At 64.4% G+C, this 17,514-nt stretch carries 14 protein-coding genes; 9 read left to right on the top strand and 5 right to left on the bottom strand.

The window, feature by feature from the left end; all coding sequences use genetic code 11:
- Positions 1-253: 253 nt before the first annotated feature.
- From ACVW16_RS13570 to ACVW16_RS13550, 5 genes are all read left to right on the top strand, one after another.
- A complete protein-coding gene (locus ACVW16_RS13570) occupies positions 254-1,747 on the top strand; it encodes an FAD-linked oxidase C-terminal domain-containing protein (protein ID WP_456737249.1) in 1,494 nt (497 codons plus the stop codon).
- A gap of 458 nt (positions 1,748-2,205) precedes the next feature.
- Positions 2,206-3,444, top strand: coding sequence for an FAD-binding protein (locus ACVW16_RS13565; protein WP_456737250.1), 1,239 nt, complete (start codon positions 2,206-2,208; stop codon positions 3,442-3,444).
- The gene (gene glcF, locus ACVW16_RS13560) at positions 3,441-4,763 is read left to right on the top strand and encodes a glycolate oxidase subunit GlcF (RefSeq protein WP_456699697.1); all 1,323 of its coding nucleotides are present in this window, start codon (positions 3,441-3,443) and stop codon (positions 4,761-4,763) included. The genes ACVW16_RS13565 and glcF overlap by 4 nt, the downstream gene beginning before the upstream one ends.
- Positions 4,764-4,831: 68 nt before the next feature.
- Entirely contained in the window at positions 4,832-5,170 is a 339-nt protein-coding gene (locus tag ACVW16_RS13555; RefSeq protein ID WP_456699696.1) for a histone, read from the top strand.
- 457 nt (positions 5,171-5,627) lie between these two features.
- A complete protein-coding gene (locus ACVW16_RS13550) occupies positions 5,628-6,635 on the top strand; it encodes a TorF family putative porin (protein ID WP_456699695.1) in 1,008 nt (335 codons plus the stop codon).
- Positions 6,636-6,906: 271 nt separating this feature from the next.
- On the opposite strand, the gene ACVW16_RS13545 is transcribed toward ACVW16_RS13550, so the two are convergent.
- Positions 6,907-8,670 (bottom strand): ABC transporter ATP-binding protein/permease, encoded by a 1,764-nt coding sequence (locus ACVW16_RS13545; protein ID WP_456737251.1) that lies wholly within the window; start codon positions 8,668-8,670, stop codon positions 6,907-6,909.
- A 316-nt stretch (positions 8,671-8,986) separates the two neighbouring features.
- Here ACVW16_RS13545 and ACVW16_RS13540 point away from each other — a divergent pair, with 316 nt between their 5' ends.
- Both ACVW16_RS13540 and ACVW16_RS13535 read left to right on the top strand, forming a co-directional pair.
- Positions 8,987-10,651, top strand: a complete 1,665-nt coding sequence (locus ACVW16_RS13540; protein ID WP_456699693.1) for an L-lactate permease — start codon at positions 8,987-8,989, stop codon at positions 10,649-10,651.
- A gap of 137 nt (positions 10,652-10,788) precedes the next feature.
- Complete coding sequence (locus tag ACVW16_RS13535; RefSeq protein ID WP_456699692.1) at positions 10,789-11,187, top strand: META domain-containing protein; 399 nt, start codon at positions 10,789-10,791, stop codon at positions 11,185-11,187.
- Positions 11,188-11,258: 71 nt separating this feature from the next.
- Here ACVW16_RS13535 and ACVW16_RS13530 read toward each other — a convergent pair whose 3' ends face one another.
- The 3 genes from ACVW16_RS13530 to ACVW16_RS13520 form a co-directional block, all read right to left on the bottom strand.
- Positions 11,259-12,470: a hypothetical protein gene (locus tag ACVW16_RS13530; protein ID WP_456699691.1), complete on the bottom strand. Its 1,212-nt coding sequence runs from the start codon at positions 12,468-12,470 to the stop codon at positions 11,259-11,261.
- 116 nt (positions 12,471-12,586) lie between these two features.
- A complete protein-coding gene (gene groL, locus ACVW16_RS13525; protein ID WP_456699690.1) occupies positions 12,587-14,218 on the bottom strand; it encodes a chaperonin GroEL in 1,632 nt (543 codons plus the stop codon).
- Between the two features lie 117 nt (positions 14,219-14,335).
- Positions 14,336-14,632 carry a co-chaperone GroES gene (locus ACVW16_RS13520; RefSeq protein ID WP_092229977.1) on the bottom strand — a complete coding sequence of 99 codons (297 nt, stop codon included), beginning with the start codon at positions 14,630-14,632 and terminating at the stop codon, positions 14,336-14,338.
- Between the two features lie 317 nt (positions 14,633-14,949).
- On the opposite strand from ACVW16_RS13520, the gene ACVW16_RS13515 reads away from it, so the two are divergent.
- Positions 14,950-15,471 carry a hypothetical protein gene (locus ACVW16_RS13515; protein WP_456699689.1) on the top strand — a complete coding sequence of 174 codons (522 nt, stop codon included), beginning with the start codon at positions 14,950-14,952 and terminating at the stop codon, positions 15,469-15,471.
- A 112-nt stretch (positions 15,472-15,583) separates the two neighbouring features.
- Here the strand turns inward: ACVW16_RS13515 and ACVW16_RS13510 are convergent, their stop codons facing one another.
- On the bottom strand, positions 15,584-16,348 hold the full coding sequence (locus ACVW16_RS13510) for a protein phosphatase CheZ (protein ID WP_456699688.1): 765 nt from the start codon (positions 16,346-16,348) through the stop codon (positions 15,584-15,586).
- 311 nt (positions 16,349-16,659) lie between these two features.
- Here ACVW16_RS13510 and ACVW16_RS13505 point away from each other — a divergent pair, with 311 nt between their 5' ends.
- A complete protein-coding gene (locus ACVW16_RS13505; protein ID WP_456699687.1) occupies positions 16,660-17,475 on the top strand; it encodes a L,D-transpeptidase in 816 nt (271 codons plus the stop codon).
- The last annotated feature ends 39 nt before the right edge of the window (positions 17,476-17,514 follow it).

Genomic DNA, 17,514 nt, shown 5'->3' with positions numbered 1-17,514 from the left:
TGCTTTCCCGGTGGGGTCTCATCTGATCGGTTTTCGTCGAACCTGCCGGTTTTGGCATGGCCCGCGCGGCTTCGACAAGCCACGAAACCATGACGGGTTTCATGCCTGCCGACTTGTCCCAGGGCGAACTCGCGGCAGATCGTGGCTCCGACTTTTGGACGGCCTACCCAAACCAGCGCCAGCGTGATTGATTTGCCGTGATAGGATTGACCGTGCGGCGCAAGCCGGAACGATATGCCGCGAAGGAATTAACATGGCCATCATGATGCCTGCGAGTGATCAGGCAGTGCTCGCGCGCCGCGCGGAGATCGTTGCTGCATTGCGCGCAATCGTGCCCGGCGAGGGCGTGATCGATACGCCTGCCGAGATGCGGGCCTATGAATCCGACGGGTTGACCGCCTATCGGCAGCCGCCGATGGTCGTGGTGCTGCCTGATACGACCGAGCAGGTCTCGCTGATCCTGAAATATTGCGCCGGGCAGGGCATCAAGGTGGTGCCGCGCGGCTCCGGCACCTCCCTATCAGGCGGCGCACTGCCGCTGGAAGACGGCGTGCTGCTCGGGCTCGGCAAGTTCAAGCGCATTCGCGAGATCGATTTCGACAACCGTGTCGTCGTCACCGAGCCCGGCGTCACCAATCTGGCGATCAGCCAGGCGGTCGCGCATGCCGGCTTCTATTACGCGCCCGATCCGTCCTCGCAGATCGCCTGCTCGATCGGCGGCAATGTCGCGGAAAATTCCGGCGGCGTGCACTGCCTCAAATATGGCATGACCACAAACAACGTACTCGGTTGCGAGATTGTCCTGATGAGCGGTGAGATCCTGCGCATCGGCGGCAAGGGGTGCGAGAATGCAGGCTATGACCTGATGGGCGTCATCACCGGCTCGGAGGGCCTGCTCGGCGTCATCACCGAGATCACGGTGCGCATCCTGCAAAAGCCCGAGACGGCGCGGGCGCTGATGGTCGGCTTCGCGGAAGTCGAGGCGGCCGGCGAATGCGTCGCGCGCATCATCGGCGCCGGCATCATTCCCGGCGGCATGGAGATGATGGACAAGCCGGCGATCCATGCCGCCGAAGCCTTTGTCCATGCCGGCTATCCGCTCGACGTGGAAGCGCTGCTCATCATCGAGCTCGATGGTCCCAAGATCGAGGTCGACGAGCTGATCACGCGCGTCGAGACCATCGCGAATGCCTGTGGCTCGACCACCTGCCAGATCTCGACCTCGGAGGCCGAACGCAATCTGTTCTGGGCGGGCCGCAAGGCCGCATTCCCAGCGGTGGGCCGCATCTCGCCCGATTATCTCTGCATGGACGGCACCATCCCGCGTGGCGCGCTGCCGAAGGCGCTGGCGCGCATCCGCGAGCTCTCGGAAAAATACCAGCTCGGCTGTGCCAACGTGTTCCACGCCGGCGACGGCAATCTGCATCCGCTGATTCTTTACGACGCCAACAAGCCCGGCGAAATCGAGCGTGCGGAAGCCTTCGGCGCCGACATCCTGCGCGCCTGCGTCGAATTCGGCGGCGTGCTCACCGGCGAGCACGGCGTCGGCATCGAGAAGCGCGACCTGATGGGCGACATGTTCACCGAGATCGATCTCAACCAGCAGCAGCGGCTGAAATGCGCCTTTGATGCGCAGGGTCTGCTCAATCCCGGAAAGGTGTTTCCGACGCTGCACCGCTGCGCCGAGCTTGGCCGCATGCATGTGCATGCCGGCAAGGTGGCATTCCCCGATATTCCCCGGTTCTGACGGTCGGCGATCTGGCACGGTGCGATGGCGGACGTTCCGCGCCGGTCCTGCGCAGATCGCCGTTGCGCGCGATCATTTAGGCGCGCGGCGCAGCGGTTCGGATCGAACCGCGGTGCGCGAGCTGGTTTCGACAGCAGCCCGTATAGCGCCCGCTCGCGCTTGTCAGCAGCGGCAGCGCCTGGCCGGCGGTGTAGGTCTTGAAATGCGCGCTCTCCTGATATGCCCTAAGGCGGCCTCGTCGCGGAACGGCTCGTAGGACAGCAACTGGGCCGGAGTGTCCTTGGCGCGCGACAGGGTGGACGAAGCGAGGATGTCGCACCCAATGGCCGGCCATCCTGCGGCGGGATCGGGGCGGCGGTTCGTCCGCCGCATCGCACTGACGGACTGGCGCCTTCGCGGGCCCGCCTTTGCTGCGCGAAATTTGATTTTCGCCTCGAATTTGGCTACCGCCTTTTCCCGTGGATACGCTCAGGGTCAGAGACGCCAAAGACGTCGAGGAGGCGGTGCGCGCGGCGATTGCCAATGAGCAGCCGCTCGAGATCATCGGTCATGGCAGCAAGCGCGGCATCGGGCATACGATGGCGACCAACGCCGTGCTCGATATCTCCGCGCTGAATGCGGTCACCTCGTATGAGCCCAGTGAATTGATCGTGACGCTCCAGGCCGGCGCGCCCCTGGCCGACGTGCTCTCGCTGATCGATGCCAAGAACCAGCAATTCGCCTTTGAGCCGATGAATACGGCCCCGCTGCTCGGCGCGTCCGCGACAGGCACCATCGGCGGGATGATCGCGGCGGGCCTTGCCGGTCCGCGGCGGATCAGGGCGGGCGGGGCGCGCGACCACCTGCTGGGGGCGCATGCCGTCTCGGGCTTCGGCGACAGCTTCAAGACCGGCGGCAAGGTGGTCAAGAACGTCACCGGCTACGATCTCTGCAAGCTGCTGGCAGGGTCCTGGGGCACGCTGTCTGTCATGACCGAAGTGACGCTGAAGGTGATGCCGAAGCCTGAAGCCGAACGGACCCTGCTGCTGCGCAGGCTCGATGACGCCGTCGCCAACAAGGCGATGACTGCGGCCCTCGGCTCGCCCTATGACGTCTCGGGCGCCGCGCATCTGCCGAAACCGGCGTTCCGGGCCAGGACCGACGAGCTTGGCGAGGTTGCGGCCCAGGACGAGGCGCTGACGGTGTTGCGGCTCGAGGGCATCACGGCCTCCGTCAGCCACCGCGCCGGCTCGCTGCGCGAACTGCTGGCGCCGTTTGGAACCGCGACCCTGATCGAGGACGCCGCGTCGTCGGCGCTGTGGGCCACCATCCGCGATGTGCTGCCATTCGCGGCCGGCGGCGCACTAGCCGCCTGGCCGGTGTGGCGGATCGTCTGTCCGCCGGCTTCAGGTGCCGCGCTCGGCACGCAATTGACGCGCGAGACCGGGGGCGAGGTCATCTACGACTGGGGCGGCGGTCTGATCTGGGCGGCGCTGCCGCCGAAGGCTGACGCGCATGCTTCCGCGGTGCGCCATCGGACCGATGCGTCCGGCGGGCACGCCACGCTGATCCGGGCGGCCGAGGACGTCAGGCGCGCCGTCGACGTCTTCCATCCGCAAGCGCCCGGTCTCGCCGCGCTGAGCGAACGGGTCCGCGCCAGTTTCGATCCGAAGTCGATCTTGAACCGGGGACGCCTGAAGCGGGACGCTACCGCATGAAAACCGAATTCTCACTCGCGCAACTCGCCGACCCCGACATTGCGGAAGCCGACAAGATCCTGCGCGCCTGTGTCCATTGCGGCTTCTGCACCGCGACCTGCCCGACTTATGTCCTGCTCGGCGACGAACTCGATAGCCCGCGCGGCCGCATCTATTTGATCAAGGAGATGCTGGAGAAGGACCAGGCGCCGACCGCTGAGGTGGTCAAGCATGTCGACCGCTGCCTGTCGTGCCTGGCCTGCATGACCACCTGCCCCTCGGGGGTGAATTACATGCACCTCGTCGACCAGGCCCGGGTCAGGATCGAGCAGCGCTACCAGCGGCCGCTCGCCGAACGGCTGTTGCGTCAGGTGCTCGCCTTCGTCCTGCCGGACCCGCAGCGGTTTCGCATCAGCATGCGGTTGGCACAGCTGGCGCGGCCGTTCGCCGTTTTCCTGCCGACCCCGCCGCCCTCGGCCACGCCGGGCCTGATCCAGCGCCTCAGGGCGATGCTGGCGCTGGCGCCGAACCGGCTGCCCGCACCCGGCCCGCTTCCGGGCAGCGTATTCGCGGCGCTCGGCAAGAAGCGGGGCCGGGTCGCGTTGCTCCAGGGCTGCGCCCAGCAGGTTCTGGCGCCCCGCATCAACCAGGCGGCCATCAACCTGCTCACCCGCCACGGCATCGAGGTGGTCCTGGTCAAGGACGAGCAATGCTGCGGCGCGCTCACCCATCACCTCGGTCACGATGATGATGCGCTGGCGCGGGCCCGCGCCAACGTCACGGCGTGGCAGAAGGAGGTCGCCGGCGAGGGGCTCGACGCCATCCTGGTGACCACATCCGGCTGCGGCACGGTGATCAAGGACTACGGTTATCTGCTGCGTGAAGACACCGCGTTCGCAGCCGATGCGGCGAAGGTGTCCGCGCTTGCGAAGGACATCACCGAGTACGTCGCCGGTCTCGGACTTGAACCGTCGTCGCGACAGGACAACATCGTCGTCGCCTATCACTCCGCGTGTTCGTTGCAGCACGGGCAGAAAATCACGGGGCTTCCGAAAGAATTGCTTTCCAAGAACGGATTCGTGGTGAAAGATGTGCCGGAGAGCCATTTGTGTTGCGGTTCGGCGGGGACCTACAACATTCTCCAGCCCGAGCTTGCGAGCCGGTTGCGCGATCGCAAGGTCGCCAACATCGCGAGCGTCGAGCCGGACATGATTGCCGCGGGCAATATCGGCTGCATGGTGCAGATTGCCAGTGGCACGTCAGTTCCGGTCGTACACACGATTGAGCTTCTCGATTGGGCTACGGGCGGGTCGCGGCCGGCATTGAATCCGTCGCGCTGAGCTTTCGCCTTGATGACGGTTGAAGGGCGCCCGATCGATCATTGTTCGGCGGCAACAGGAGGATCACGATGGCGAAAGCGAGCAAGAAAAAAAGCAAGAAGGCCAAAAAGGCCAAAAAGGTTGTAGCGGCGAAGAGGACGACAAAGAAGAAGGCGGCCAAGAAGGCAGCGAAGAAATCGGCCAAGAAGGCCGCGCCAAAGAAGGCCGCCAAGAAGACCGCCAAGAAGGCTGCGGCCAAGAAGGCTGTGAAGGCAGCACCGAAGAAAGCTGCAAAGAAGGCAGCTCCGAAGAAGGCAGCTCGCGCGCCGAAGCCGGCGGCTGCGCCGGCTCCCGAGCCCGCCGCGGAGACAAGCTGGGCGATGCCTTCGTCTGCTGCGGAGCCGACACAGGCCGACGGGCAAGGCTAGCACCGAGGCCAGGGACCACCGAGGCCAGGGACCACCGAGGCCAGGACCGGGGCTGAGCTCAAGACTGGGCTCAGGCTTGGTCGACCAAATGATCGACGACAGAAAGGCCGCGGCGGTGACGCTGCGGCCTTTTGCGTTGCCGCCACAGCGGCCTGAGAGTGCTGGTTTTTGAGTCAGTGATTCGTGGCACCCGTGCCACGCCGGCTCGGGCATACGTCAGAACCCGGACTCCCGTGCGCACTTGGCGTGGAAATAATGTGATCGAGAAGCAACACTGGCTGGCAACCTTTCGTGGAATCGCCATAACGCCTAAAAAGTCGGCAGTTGCTCTCGTTTTTTGCTTCTCGCTTTGCGCGCCTCGCTTCAAATTGCCGCTGTAACGCAATTTTGCAGACACGTCGTACGCCCCGGGGGGCTTCCGGGATCCGACTGAGTAGAACTGGTGATGGGGATCGAAATGAAGAAAGTGACTTTGTTGGCAACGGCGCTGGCAATGGTGACGGGCTCGGCTTTCGCAGCGGATATGCCTTTGAAGGCTGTGAAGGCTCCCCCTGCGCCCGCGTTCGATCCCTGGGATATCGCCTTCGGCGGCGCGGCCATGAACGACTACATCTTCCGTGGCGTGACCCAGTCGAACCACAAGCCGTCGGTCGCGGCCTATTTCGAGCCGCGCTACAATGTCACCAAGGACCTGCAGCTCTATGTCGGCCTGTCGGGTGAGAGCATCTCCTTTGCCAACCGGGCCGCAGCTGAAATCGACGTCTACGGCGGTATCCGCCCGACCTTCGGCGCGTTTGCCTTCGACATCGGCGTCTGGGGTTATCTCTATCCAGGTGGAAACTGCGCCGACAACGTCCCCGGCGGCGGCGGCTCCTGCCCGGTCAGCGCCAACACGATCTTCCTTGCCAACGGCAACGTCATGAAGAAGGACGTCAGCTTCTTCGAAGTCTACGGCAAGATGACTTACACCATCAACGACAACTGGGCGGTCGGCCTGAACGAGTACTACTCGCCGAACTTCCTGAACTCCGGCGCCTGGGGCGACTACGCCTCGATCACCGCGAAGTACACCGCGCCCAGCACGATCTTCGGCTCGAGCGGCGTCGGCATGTATGTGTCGGGTGAGTTCGGTCGCCAATTCCTCGGCACCAGCGATGCGTTCTACGGCACCACCTTCACCAATCCCGGCTTTGCCGGTCCGTTTCCGAACGGCATCAAGTACGCCGACTACAACACCTGGAACATCGGCGTCGGCTTCACCTACAAGGTGTTCACGCTCGATCTGCGCTACTCCGACACCGACCTGAACAAGGGCAATTGCAACGCCTTCACCAGCGCCTTCAATGGTTCGGGCTCGAACAATATCACCGCCATCAACCCGACTGGCGTCGGCTCCAACTGGTGCGGCGCCGCCGGTATCGCCAAGCTGTCCTTCGACCTGACGGCGATGACGAACCTGAAGTAGGCTTCTTCCCGAAGCGACTCGAACAAGGGCGGCAGAGCAATCTGCCGCCCTTTTGTCTTGGGGCGCTCCGTCATCGCGAGCGTAACGAAGCAATCCAGTATCCCTCCGCGGAAGCAGTCCGGCTTGCTTCGTCGCATCAGCGCAAAATTGCTTCGCAATTTTGTCGCGAGCTCCTCGCAATGACGAGGCCCGAGTTGGGGGCGCTCGGAGGGGGGCGAGGCAGCGGCCCATCCGTTCTTTCGGCGCGACAGCCGACGACGAGGGACGCGCCTCAGCGCGCCGTAGTTGGCTCCGGCTCGGCCGGTGCGCCGCCATTGCCCAGCACATGGATCGCGCCGTCCTTCACCATGGTCACCTTGCGGGTGTGGAAGGCATCGAGCGTCGAGCGATGCCCGATTGAGACGATGGTGGCCTGCGGCAGCCTTTCCGTCAGCAACCTGTAGAGCCGTGCCTCGGAGGGCTCGTCGAGCGAGGCGGTGGCCTCGTCCAGGAACAGGTAGTCCGGCGCATGCAGCAGCGCGCGGGCAAGCCCCAGGCGCTGCTGCTCGCCGAGCGACAGCATCCTGTTCCAATGGCCTTCCTCAGTGAGCCGCACGGCGAGGTCGGGCAGGCCGACTGACGTCACCGCGTCCCTGATTCGGGTCGCCTGAAACGCGCCGGGCGCCGCCGGGTAGATCACCGCGTCGCCCAATGCACCGACCGGGAAATAGGGGCGTTGCGGCAGCATCATCAGCTTCGCCTGCGCGGGGATGACGATGCTGCCGGTGCCGAATGGCCAGATGCCCGCGATGGCGCGGAACAGCGTCGACTTGCCGGAGCCCGACGGTCCGGTCACGAGCACCCGCTCCGGCGTCTGGATGGCGAAACCGTCGGCCGCGACCAGCGGCGCGCCGTTGGGCAGGTTCACGCAGAGCTTGTCGAGGCCGATATTCCGGCTGCCGCCCGCTGCCTTGAGTTCAATCGTCGGCTCATGCGCCGATACGTTTGCCGCTGTCGCGACCGACATCTCGAAGCCGTCGAGACGAGCGACGATCGAGCGCCATTCCGCGAGCGATCGATAAGCCACGACGAAGAACGACAGCGCACCCTGCACGCTCGAAAACGCCGATGCGGTCTGCATCATGTCGCCGAGCTGGATCTTCTTGGCGAAGAAGGCGGGCGCGACCAGCACGTAGGGAAAGATCACGGCGGCCTGCTGATAACTCGCCGTGAACATCGTCAGGCGCTTGGTCCGGCTCATGATCGCGTACCAATTGCCGATCACGAAGCCGAAGCGATCCAGCAGGCGGCTGCGTTCGGCGCCTTCTCCCTTCAGCAATGCGATCTGCTCGGAGTTCTCGCGGACGCGGACGAGGTTGAAGCGGAAGTCGGCTTCATAGCGCTGCTGCTCGAAATTGAGGTTGACCAGCGGTGCGCCGATCCAGTGGGTCAGCGCGGTGCCGAAGATCGCGTAGATCAGCGCGCCCCAGCACAGATAGCCCGGGATCATGTAGTCGGTGCCGAACAAATGCAGTGGCGCGGCGTTGGAGAGACCCCAGAGGATGATGACGAAAGAGAACAGCGTCACGATCGACGAGAGCAGGCCGAGGCCGATGGTCAGGGTCTGCTCGACGAAGTTCTTGACGTCTTCCGTGATGCGCTGGTCCGGGTTGTCGGCGGCATCGCCCTTGAGCTGCATGCGATAGTGCGTGGCGCCCTGGAGCCATTCGCCGAGATAGTGCCGTGTCAGCCATTGGCGCCAGCGGATCTGCAGCCATTGGTTCAGATAGAGCTTGTAGACGGCCAGCGCGATGTAGACCGAGGCGAGTCCGATGAAGATCCAGATCTGCGTCACGAAGGCGTCGAGGTCGTTCGCCTGGAGCGCGCTGTAGAACCGGTTCTGCCACTGGTTCACGAGCACGTCGATCGCGACCAGCGCCAGCTCGATCGTGATGACGGCGGCGAGCAGGCCGCCGCCGGCCCATTTGTCCTCCGACCGGAAATAAGGGATGGCGATTCGCCAGACGGTCGCGAGCGTGGCGCGGATGTTGTTCACAGAGTGGGATCTCCTGAGGAATATTCACGGCGGCCCCGAAAACCAAGCGGCCGAGGCCATGGCAGAAGAGGGGCGCGCTTAGACTAAAGTCGCAAGTCGTGCAATTTGCGTTGGCGAGCCGCGGCTCGCAACCCTAGCATGGGCACAACGGCATGGGGTGGGGGGCCTCCAGCTTTTCGCGAGCTTGTGAGCGGGCGGGAACCGCGGTTCTCGCGAGGAATTCGCGTTCAACTCGGGGGTTATCGCTTCCAGCGCCAAGCAGGCTCGGCTGTCCACGCGGGCCGCCTGCCGTACACATGCGTGGGGGAGGAAGACCATGTGGAATCAAATCTATGACCCGCTGCACAGCCCTGTGCTGTCGACGATGGCGGCGGCGGTACCCGTCGTCACGTTGCTGGTCCTGATCGCGAGCGGGCGCGTTCAGGCTCACATCGCAGCCATCATCGCCGTGATCGTGACCAACCTGATCACGATCTTCGTTTTCACCATGCCGGTGAACATGTCGATCCGCGCCTCGATCCTGGGCATCGTGACCGGCTTCTTTCCGATCGGCTGGATCGTTCTCAACGTCATCTTCCTCTATCAGGTGACGGTGACGACCGGGCGGTTCGAGCTGCTCAAGCGCGCGGTCGGCGGCGTCACCGAGGACCGGCGCCTGCAGTTGCTGCTGATCGCCTTCTCGTTCGGCGCCTTCTTCGAGGGTGCATCGGGCTTCGGTACCCCGGTGGCGATCACCGGCGCCGTGCTGATCGGTCTCGGTTTCTCGCCGCTCGCGGCCTCCGGCCTGTCCCTGATCGCGAACACCGCGCCGGTTGCCTTCGGCGCGCTGGGCACACCGATCCAGGGCCTCGCCTCCGTCACCGGGCTCGATCCCTACATTCTCGGCGCCATGGTGGGACGGCAATTGCCGCTGTTCTCGCTGATCGTGCCGTTCTGGGTGGTGTGGGCGTTCGCGGGCTGGAAGGGCATGAAAGACGTCTGGCCGGCCATCCTCGTTACCGGCGTGACGTTCGCGGTCCCGCAATTCGTGATCTCGAACTTCGTCAATCCCTGGATCGTCGACATCGGCGCGTCGCTGATCTCGATGGGCGCGCTGATCCTGTTCCTGAAGGTCTGGCAGCCGAAGCAGCTGTGGCTGTCGCCGGCGTTGCGCGGACGTGATGAATCGGCAGCGACCATGGCCTCGGCAAAATCGCTCGACAGGACGCCGCTGACGCAAGCTGAGCTCCTCAGCGCGCTGTTGCCGTGGTTCATCGTCTGCGTCGTGATGCTGATCTGGGGCAATGGTGCCTTCAAGACCTGGGCGAACGGCATCTTCACCTGGAACTACGCCGTCCCTGAGCTGCACCAGATGATCAACAAGATGCCGCCGGTGGCGCCCGCGCCGACCAAGGAAGCCGCGGTGTTCGGCTTCACCTATCTGTCCTTCACCGGCACCGGCATGCTGATCGCGGCGATCATCTCTGGCTTCCTGATGGGCGTCGGTCCTGGCCGGCTGCTGGTTGAATACGGCCGCACCATAAGGCTCTGTGCGATCTCGCTGATCACGATCTCGGCGATGCTCGCGATCGGCACGCTGACGCGCCTCTCCGGCGTCGACGCGACGCTGGGACTCGCCTTTGCCGCGACCGGCGTGCTCTATCCCTTCTTCGGCACGCTGCTCGGCTGGTTGGGCGTGGCGCTGACCGGATCCGATACGTCGTCGAACATCCTGTTCGGCAACCTCCAGAAGATCACCTCGCAGCAGCTCGGCCTGTCGCCGATCCTGATGGCGGCGGCGAACTCGTCCGGCGGCGTGATGGGCAAGATGATCGATGCGCAATCGATCGTCGTCGCCTCGACCGCCACCAACTGGTACGGCCACGAAGGCACGATCCTGCGTTTCGTGTTCTGGCACTCGATCGTGCTGGCCTGCCTCGTCGGTGTGTTCGTGACGTTGCAAGCCTATGTCTATCCGTTCACGGAGCTCGTCCTGAAGTAGCAGGCGACGGGCGGCTTCGACGCAAATCCCCGCTGGACCTTTCCGGCGGGGATTTTTGTGTCGTGAACCCACGAACCTTCTCAAAGGCTTCTTCCTCTTATAGAAGACCCGGCAAATCGGGTCGGTCGAGAGGTCTCATGGTGTCGTTGAAGCAGATGGTGTGTGGCGCAGCGGCGTTGCTTGTGATGTCCGCGGTCGCGCGTGCGGAAGAGGGCTTTCCCTTCGGCACCGAGATGACGATGGAGGCCGTGCCGCAGCCCGGCTCGAAGCGCATCCCGAACCTCGAGATCGGCGACAATGGCGAGGTCGTGCTCGAACTCTGGTGCAAGGGCGGCAAGGGTCAATTCTCGGTGGCGGGCAACACCGTGATCTTCGTTCCCGGCGCAATTCAGGATCGGTCCTGTCCGCCGGCCAAGGCCCAGGCCGATGACGATCTCGTCGCGGCGCTCGCCGCCGTCGAGACCTGGAAGCGCCAGGGCGACATGCTCACGCTGATCGGCCCGAAGACGCTGCGTTTCCGCGAGAACGGGAATTAGCTCGCTCATTCGTGTCCCGGACAAGGCGCATCACTGGGGTGCTGCGCTGCGTCGGGGCACGAGAGCTTCGCCTACTTCCAGACCGACTTGTCGGCGTCCCAGCGCTGGCCCTTCAGTTCCCGGGTGAGCGCATCCACCGAGCCGTCGTCGTCGGGCTGGTCGCCTTCCTCGTCGGCTGCCGCCTCGTCGGATACGTTGAGCTTGGCGCCGGTGCTCTCGTCGGCGGTCGTGGTCGAGGGACTGCCGATCCAGACGATCAGCTTGTCGGTTGCTCCTGGCTTGTCGGCGGAGACGAGGCCCGCAACCTCGATCGTGTCGGTGAGCTCGAGCGCCGGGAAATCCTGGTTGGGCCGCTTGAAGACGAGCTTGAGCTTGCCGGTTGAGGCGCTGAAGCTCTGCGAGACCGGCTTGGCCGCGAGCGTCTTGCTCAGCACGCCGGCGATCGCGGTGGCGAGCTTGTCGCGGTTGATCTTGTCGCCGTCGCGCCAATCGGCGGCTCCGATGCGGATGGTGCGATCCATCTCCACGAGCCCCGCGGTCCAGCCGGCGGCGGTGACGCCCGGCATCGCCTTGAATTTCGCGAGCAGCGCCGCCGCGTGCTCAGGATCGACCGACATGTTGATGGTCTGCTCGCCGGCACGCAGCGCGTCGCAGCCGACGGAGAGACTTGCCAGCGTCACCTCGACGTCCTGGCCCTTGAGGCTCTTCAGGAAGTCGGTCGCGGCATCGAGCTTGACCTTGACGGCGATCGCTTCGGGCGAGACTTCGGTAAAATCCTTCGGCTGCGGCGTGATGCCGTCGTCGGTGGTCTGGTTGTCCAAGAATTCCTTCTCGCTGAGATCGGCATTGTCGGGCGAGGTCACCTCCGTCACGGCCTGACCGATGCCGATCTGGCCGCGGAATTCGAACGTGTCGCCGGTCGGCTTGCGGGTGAGCTTGACCGTGACAGGCGCCTTCGCGCCGAGGCTCGTGGTCGTGCCGGTCAGCGTCTGGCCGGAGACCTGGAGATTGACGACGAAGCGGTCCTTGCGGTCGGAATTCTTCGCCACGGGATAGCAGACGTCGAGCACGGCCGCGGTAACCGTCTTGCCCTGCCGCGTCTCCTTCAGGATCACGTCGGCGTTGCCGTCCATCAGCCCGTCGATCGAGGTGAAGTAGCGTGTCTCCACGCCGCCGGGTGCCGCGGCCTTCGGCGACAGCTTCATCTGGGCGGACACGAGCCCTGGCGAAATCACCAGCAGGGACGCCAAAACAGCCGTCGGGCAAAACAGAAGCGCGCGCATTGACGAAATCCTCGAACGAATGGAATCGGGCGCCACCGTAGTAGCACGGCCCACGATCGGCAAAAAAGAAGGCCGCCCGGAGGCGGCCTTCGCAACATCGTCAGGTCAGGATGGGCTTAGAAGCCGCCCATGCCGCCGCCGGCCGGCATGGCGGGCGAGGCGTCCTTCTTCGGGGCTTCGGCGACCATCGCTTCGGTGGTCACCAGCAGGCCGGCCACGGAGGAAGCGTCCTGCAGCGCGGTGCGCACCACCTTGGCGGGATCGATGATGCCCTTCTCGATCATGTCGACATAGTCCTCGGTCTGGGCGTCGAAGCCGAACGTCTCGGACTTGTTCTCCAGGATCTTGCCGACCACGATCGAGCCTTCCACGCCCGCGTTCTCGGAGATCTGACGGATCGGGGCTTCCAGCGCCTTCAGCACGATGTTGATGCCGGCCTGGACGTCGGCATTGGCGTTGGTGAGACGGCCGACGGCCTTCTTGGCGCGCAGCAGGGTCACGCCGCCGCCGGGGACGATGCCTTCCTGCACCGCGGCGCGGGTGGCGTTGAGCGCGTCCTCGACGCGATCCTTCTTCTCCTTGACCTCGATCTCGGTCGCGCCGCCGACGCGGATCACCGCGACGCCGCCGGCGAGCTTGGCCAGACGCTCCTGCAGCTTCTCGCGGTCGTAGTCCGAGGTGGTCTCCTCGATCTGGGCCTTGATCTGGCCGACGCGGGCCTCGATGTCGGGCTTCTTGCCCGCACCGTTGACGATCGTGGTGTTCTCCTTGTCGATCACGACCTTCTTGGCGCGACCCAGCATCTTCACCGTGACGTTCTCGAGCTTCATGCCGAGGTCTTCGGAAATCAGCTGGCCGCCGGTCAGGATCGCGAGATCTTCGAGCATGGCCTTGCGGCGATCACCGAAGCCCGGCGCCTTCACCGCGGCAACCTTGAGGCCGCCACGCAGGCGGTTGACGACCAGGGTGGCGAGAGCTTCGCCCTCGACGTCCTCGGCGATGATGACGAGCGGCTTGCCCGACTGCACCACGGCTTCCAGCACCGGCAGCATGGCCTGCAGCCCGGAGAGCTTCTTTTCGTGCAGGAGGATGTAGGCGTCCTCGAGCTCGGCGGTCATCTTCTCGGGATTGGTCACGAAGTAGGGGCTGAGATAACCGCGGTCGAACTTCATGCCCTCGACGATGTCGACTTCGGTGTCGAGCGACTTGTTTTCCTCGACGGTGATGACGCCCTCGTTGCCGACCTTCTGCATCGCCTGGGCGATCATCTTGCCGATGGCGGCATCGCCGTTGGCCGAGATGGTGCCGACCTGGGCGACCTCGGAGGAGGCGGCGACCGGCTTGGCGCGCTTTTCGATGTCCTTGACGACGGCCGCAACAGCGCTGTCGATGCCGCGCTTGAGGTCCATCGGGTTCATGCCGGCGGCAACCGCCTTGGCGCCTTCGCGGACGATGGCCTGGGCCAGCACGGTCGCGGTGGTGGTGCCGTCGCCGGCGAGATCGTTGGTCTTGGAGGCGACCTCACGCACCATCTGGGCGCCCATGTTCTCGAACTTGTCCTCGAGCTCGATCTCCTTGGCGACGGTGACGCCGTCCTTGGTGATGCGGGGCGCGCCGAAGCTCTTCTCGATGACGACGTTGCGGCCCTTGGGGCCGAGCGTCACCTTGACGGCGTTGGCGAGAATGTCGACGCCCCGCAGCATGCGATCGCGCGCGTCTCCGGAAAACTTGACGTCCTTGGCAGCCATGTTCTGCAATCCCTGTTCATTCGTGATGTGTCGTGCGTGGTGATATCAGGCGGAATGATGGATGCCCGGACCTGATGATCCGGGCATGACATTCAGCGGCTGTTCAGGCAGATGGCCTTAGGCCATCACGCCCATGATGTCCGACTCCTTCATGATCAGGAGATCTTCGTTGTCGATCTTGACCTCGGTGCCCGACCACTTGCCGAACAGCACGCGGTCGCCGACCTTGAGGTCGATCGGGATCAGCTTGCCAGCCTCGTCACGGCCGCCGGGGCCGACGGCGACGATTTCGCCCTGGGACGGCTTTTCCTTGGCGGTGTCGGGGATGATGATGCCGCCCTTGGTCTTTTCCTCGGCGTCGATACGTTTGACCACGACACGGTCATGCAGCGGACGAAATTTGGACTTAGCCATGACGTTTCCCTTTGGAGGCTCGCTTCTCTGAAAGCAGCGGAAGTGGGTGGGGGCGGCGCCGCCGTTCCCCCTCCCGAGGGTCGCACGGCGCGCTTAGCAATCGGGCTTTCCGAGTGCTAATAGTGCGCCACGGAAATATGGCTTGGCCGCGATCCTGTCAAGCAAAGGTGGTTAAGCGATTGGTGAGGCGGATATAGGATGGTGGCAATAGAAATTCGTTCGGAGCGCCGGCGTGTAGTAGGACGTCATTGCTCCGGCAGCGGTTTTGCGCTTGGCTGCGGGAGGGGCGCGGCCAAAGGCTTGCTTGGGGGAATGCCATGATCAGTTCAGCTCACGCGCGCACGGTTGCCAATCTGGCGGCGGCCTCTTGCCTTGCGCTGCTGCTGGGTGCCTGCGGCGGCGGCATGAGCCTGCCGTCCTTCTCGTCGTCCCAGCCGGCGCCCGAGGCTGAGCCCGGCACCGGGCCGGAAATGCCGGCCTCCATCCGCGCCGACGAGATCGTCGGCCGATGGGGCCTCGCCTCGTTCCAGAACCCGGCCGACCGCGCCCGCACCGAAGCGGCCGCGCGGGCCCAGTGCAAAAATCCCTACGTGATCGGCGCCGGGTCCTCCGGCGGCGTGATCATGCATCTCGCCGATCAGGCGACGCCGCAGGAGCTGCGGCTGAAGGGCTCGCCGAGCGGCAAGAACTATATCGGCCCCCCCGGCCCGACGCCGGGCGAGCTGGATCGCGAGGTCGTCTCCTTCGACGGTCGCGTCATGATCACCCGCTTCGTCGACAAGGACGCCGCCACCCGCTACGGCAACATGGTCTACGTTCGTTGCGCGCCGCGGGCGTGATGTCTGACGTCCCCTCTCCCGCAAGGGAAGAAGGAAGGGGTCTCGCAATGACAGCCCAAAACAAAAAACGCCGGCTTGCGCCGGCGTTTCGTTTTTCTGATCTCGCGTTCGCTCAGTCGAACAGCGCGTCGATATCGTCCTGCGAGGCGTGACCGACGTCGCCGGCGAGCTTCGGACCGTTGAGGAGCTTTTCGTCTTCGCTGCGGGTGTCGACCGGCACCGGCGCGTGGGACTTGATGGCGTCGACGCCGCCCCAGATGTCCATCATCGAATTGATGTGCTGCTCGATGAACTTCATCGTGTTCATGACCTTGCTGATGCGCTGGCCGGTCAGGTCCTGGAAGTTGCAGGCTTCGAAGATCGAGATGACGCGTTCCTGGATGTCGTCGGCGAGCCGCTTCTGCTGGTCGGCCGATTGCACCTTGGACATGGCGCTCGCGGCCTGGTCGATCGATTCGGCCGCTTCGAGAATTTGCTGGGTCGCCTGCTCGGTACCGCCGACCACCGCGCCGAGCTCGCCATTGACCTTGGCCATCTCGCCGCCGTCGAAGCTCTTGCCGTGCAGGGTCGCGATCTCGCGCTTGGTGCGGTCGATGGCGTCATGAATGAGGTCGAGCTCGACCTTCAGCTTCTCGCATTGCTCGATCTGGGCCCGGTAGGTGTCGAGCAACGCGCGCGTCTCCGCGACTTCCTGCGCCACGACGCCTTCGCTCGGCGGCAGCGCGGGCTGACCGCTTCGGGCCATCTGTGCGCGGATCGCGCGCAGCTCTGCCATGATCTCGGTATGCATCGGGCCCGACTCGTCGGTTACGTCCAGAACTGGCATCTCGCCACCGGCGATATCCTCGACACGAAAACGCTTGCGGTGAACAGCCATCAGGATACTCCCCCACCTCACTCACGCGTCTTTGTAGGCAGAAGCAATTTAACACGAGGTTCACGTCCGGAAGTGTGGTGCGGCCGCGTGCGACGGCGTGCAAACGCGCGATTAACCATGAGGCTTTGCGCTTCATCGAAAATAAACGCTGATCGCCAAATTGCACCGCCGTTCGCGACGTGGTGAATCGAAACGGCCGCTGCGTTTACCAAACGAAACGGAGTTTGCTCTTTATTGACCACGTCGAGGACGCCAACAGCCAGCGCGTTCGGCGGCGAATGCAACGAGACGAAACAGTACAGAGTACGTCGATGTTCAAGAAAATGTCTGTCGCGCTGCTCGGCAGCGCATGCGCCTTCATTGTCGGCGCTACCAGCGCGAGCGCCTTCGACAACAGCGTGCCGAACGATCCGCCTGCAGTGCTCTACCAGCGGCAGGTCGCTCCGGCGCCGGTGCGCGTCGCCTCCAATGCCAACATGGGCGGCGGCTTCATCGAGTTCCTGTTCGGCGATGGTCCCGGCCGCGGTCCGGCCTATTCGCCGCAACAGCCGATCTATCAGCAGCAGCCGGCCTATGCCGATCCGCGCCGGATGCCGCCGATGGGCGAACCGCAGATGCAGGGTGCATATCAGCAGGGCGCAAGCTACCAGCAGGAGGCGGTCGACCCGCGCCAGCGTCCGTTCGATCCGAAGTTCGAGAAGCAAGTTGTCGACTATAGCGGCAAGGAGAGCGCCGGCACGATCGTCGTCGATTCCAACAACAAGTTCCTCTATCTCGTCGAGGGCAACGGCCGCGCGATGCGTTATGGCATCGGCGTCGGCCGCGAAGGCTTCACCTGGACCGGGGTGAAGTCGATCACGGCCAAGCGCGAATGGCCGGACTGGACGCCACCGGCGGAAATGATCGCGCGCCGCCCCGATTTGCCCAGGCACATGGAAGGCGGTCCGGAAAATCCGCTCGGCGCGCGTGCGATGTATCTCGGCTCGACGCTCTACCGCATCCACGGCTCCAACGAGCCCTGGACCATCGGCACCAACGTCTCCTCCGGCTGCATCCGCATGCGCAACGAGGACGTCATCGACCTCTACGGCCGCGTCAATGTCGGCACCAAGGTCGTGGTGATGTGAGCGCCTGACCTTCCAATAAAAACGGCCGCCTCACCGGCG

The organism is Bradyrhizobium sp. USDA 4474 (assembly GCF_054057515.1).
Note: the sequence above shows the minus strand (reverse complement) of the source record. Positions and strands in the feature narration are given on the sequence as shown.

What these genes read in the sequence shown, in the direction of transcription:
- ACVW16_RS13570 (WP_456737249.1), top strand. Translation starts at nt 254, where the DNA reads ATGGCCATCATGATGCCTGCGAGTGATCAGGCAGTGCTCGCGCGCCGC.
- glcF (WP_456699697.1), top strand. Translation starts at nt 3,441, where the DNA reads ATGAAAACCGAATTCTCACTCGCGCAACTCGCCGACCCCGACATTGCG.
- ACVW16_RS13555 (WP_456699696.1), top strand. Translation starts at nt 4,832, where the DNA reads ATGGCGAAAGCGAGCAAGAAAAAAAGCAAGAAGGCCAAAAAGGCCAAA.
- ACVW16_RS13550 (WP_456699695.1), top strand. Translation starts at nt 5,628, where the DNA reads ATGAAGAAAGTGACTTTGTTGGCAACGGCGCTGGCAATGGTGACGGGC.
- ACVW16_RS13540 (WP_456699693.1), top strand. Translation starts at nt 8,987, where the DNA reads ATGTGGAATCAAATCTATGACCCGCTGCACAGCCCTGTGCTGTCGACG.
- ACVW16_RS13535 (WP_456699692.1), top strand. Translation starts at nt 10,789, where the DNA reads ATGGTGTCGTTGAAGCAGATGGTGTGTGGCGCAGCGGCGTTGCTTGTG.
- ACVW16_RS13530 (WP_456699691.1), bottom strand. Translation starts at nt 12,470, where the DNA reads ATGCGCGCGCTTCTGTTTTGCCCGACGGCTGTTTTGGCGTCCCTGCTG.
- groL (WP_456699690.1), bottom strand. Translation starts at nt 14,218, where the DNA reads ATGGCTGCCAAGGACGTCAAGTTTTCCGGAGACGCGCGCGATCGCATG.
- ACVW16_RS13520 (WP_092229977.1), bottom strand. Translation starts at nt 14,632, where the DNA reads ATGGCTAAGTCCAAATTTCGTCCGCTGCATGACCGTGTCGTGGTCAAA.
- ACVW16_RS13515 (WP_456699689.1), top strand. Translation starts at nt 14,950, where the DNA reads ATGATCAGTTCAGCTCACGCGCGCACGGTTGCCAATCTGGCGGCGGCC.
- ACVW16_RS13510 (WP_456699688.1), bottom strand. Translation starts at nt 16,348, where the DNA reads ATGGCTGTTCACCGCAAGCGTTTTCGTGTCGAGGATATCGCCGGTGGC.
- ACVW16_RS13505 (WP_456699687.1), top strand. Translation starts at nt 16,660, where the DNA reads ATGTTCAAGAAAATGTCTGTCGCGCTGCTCGGCAGCGCATGCGCCTTC.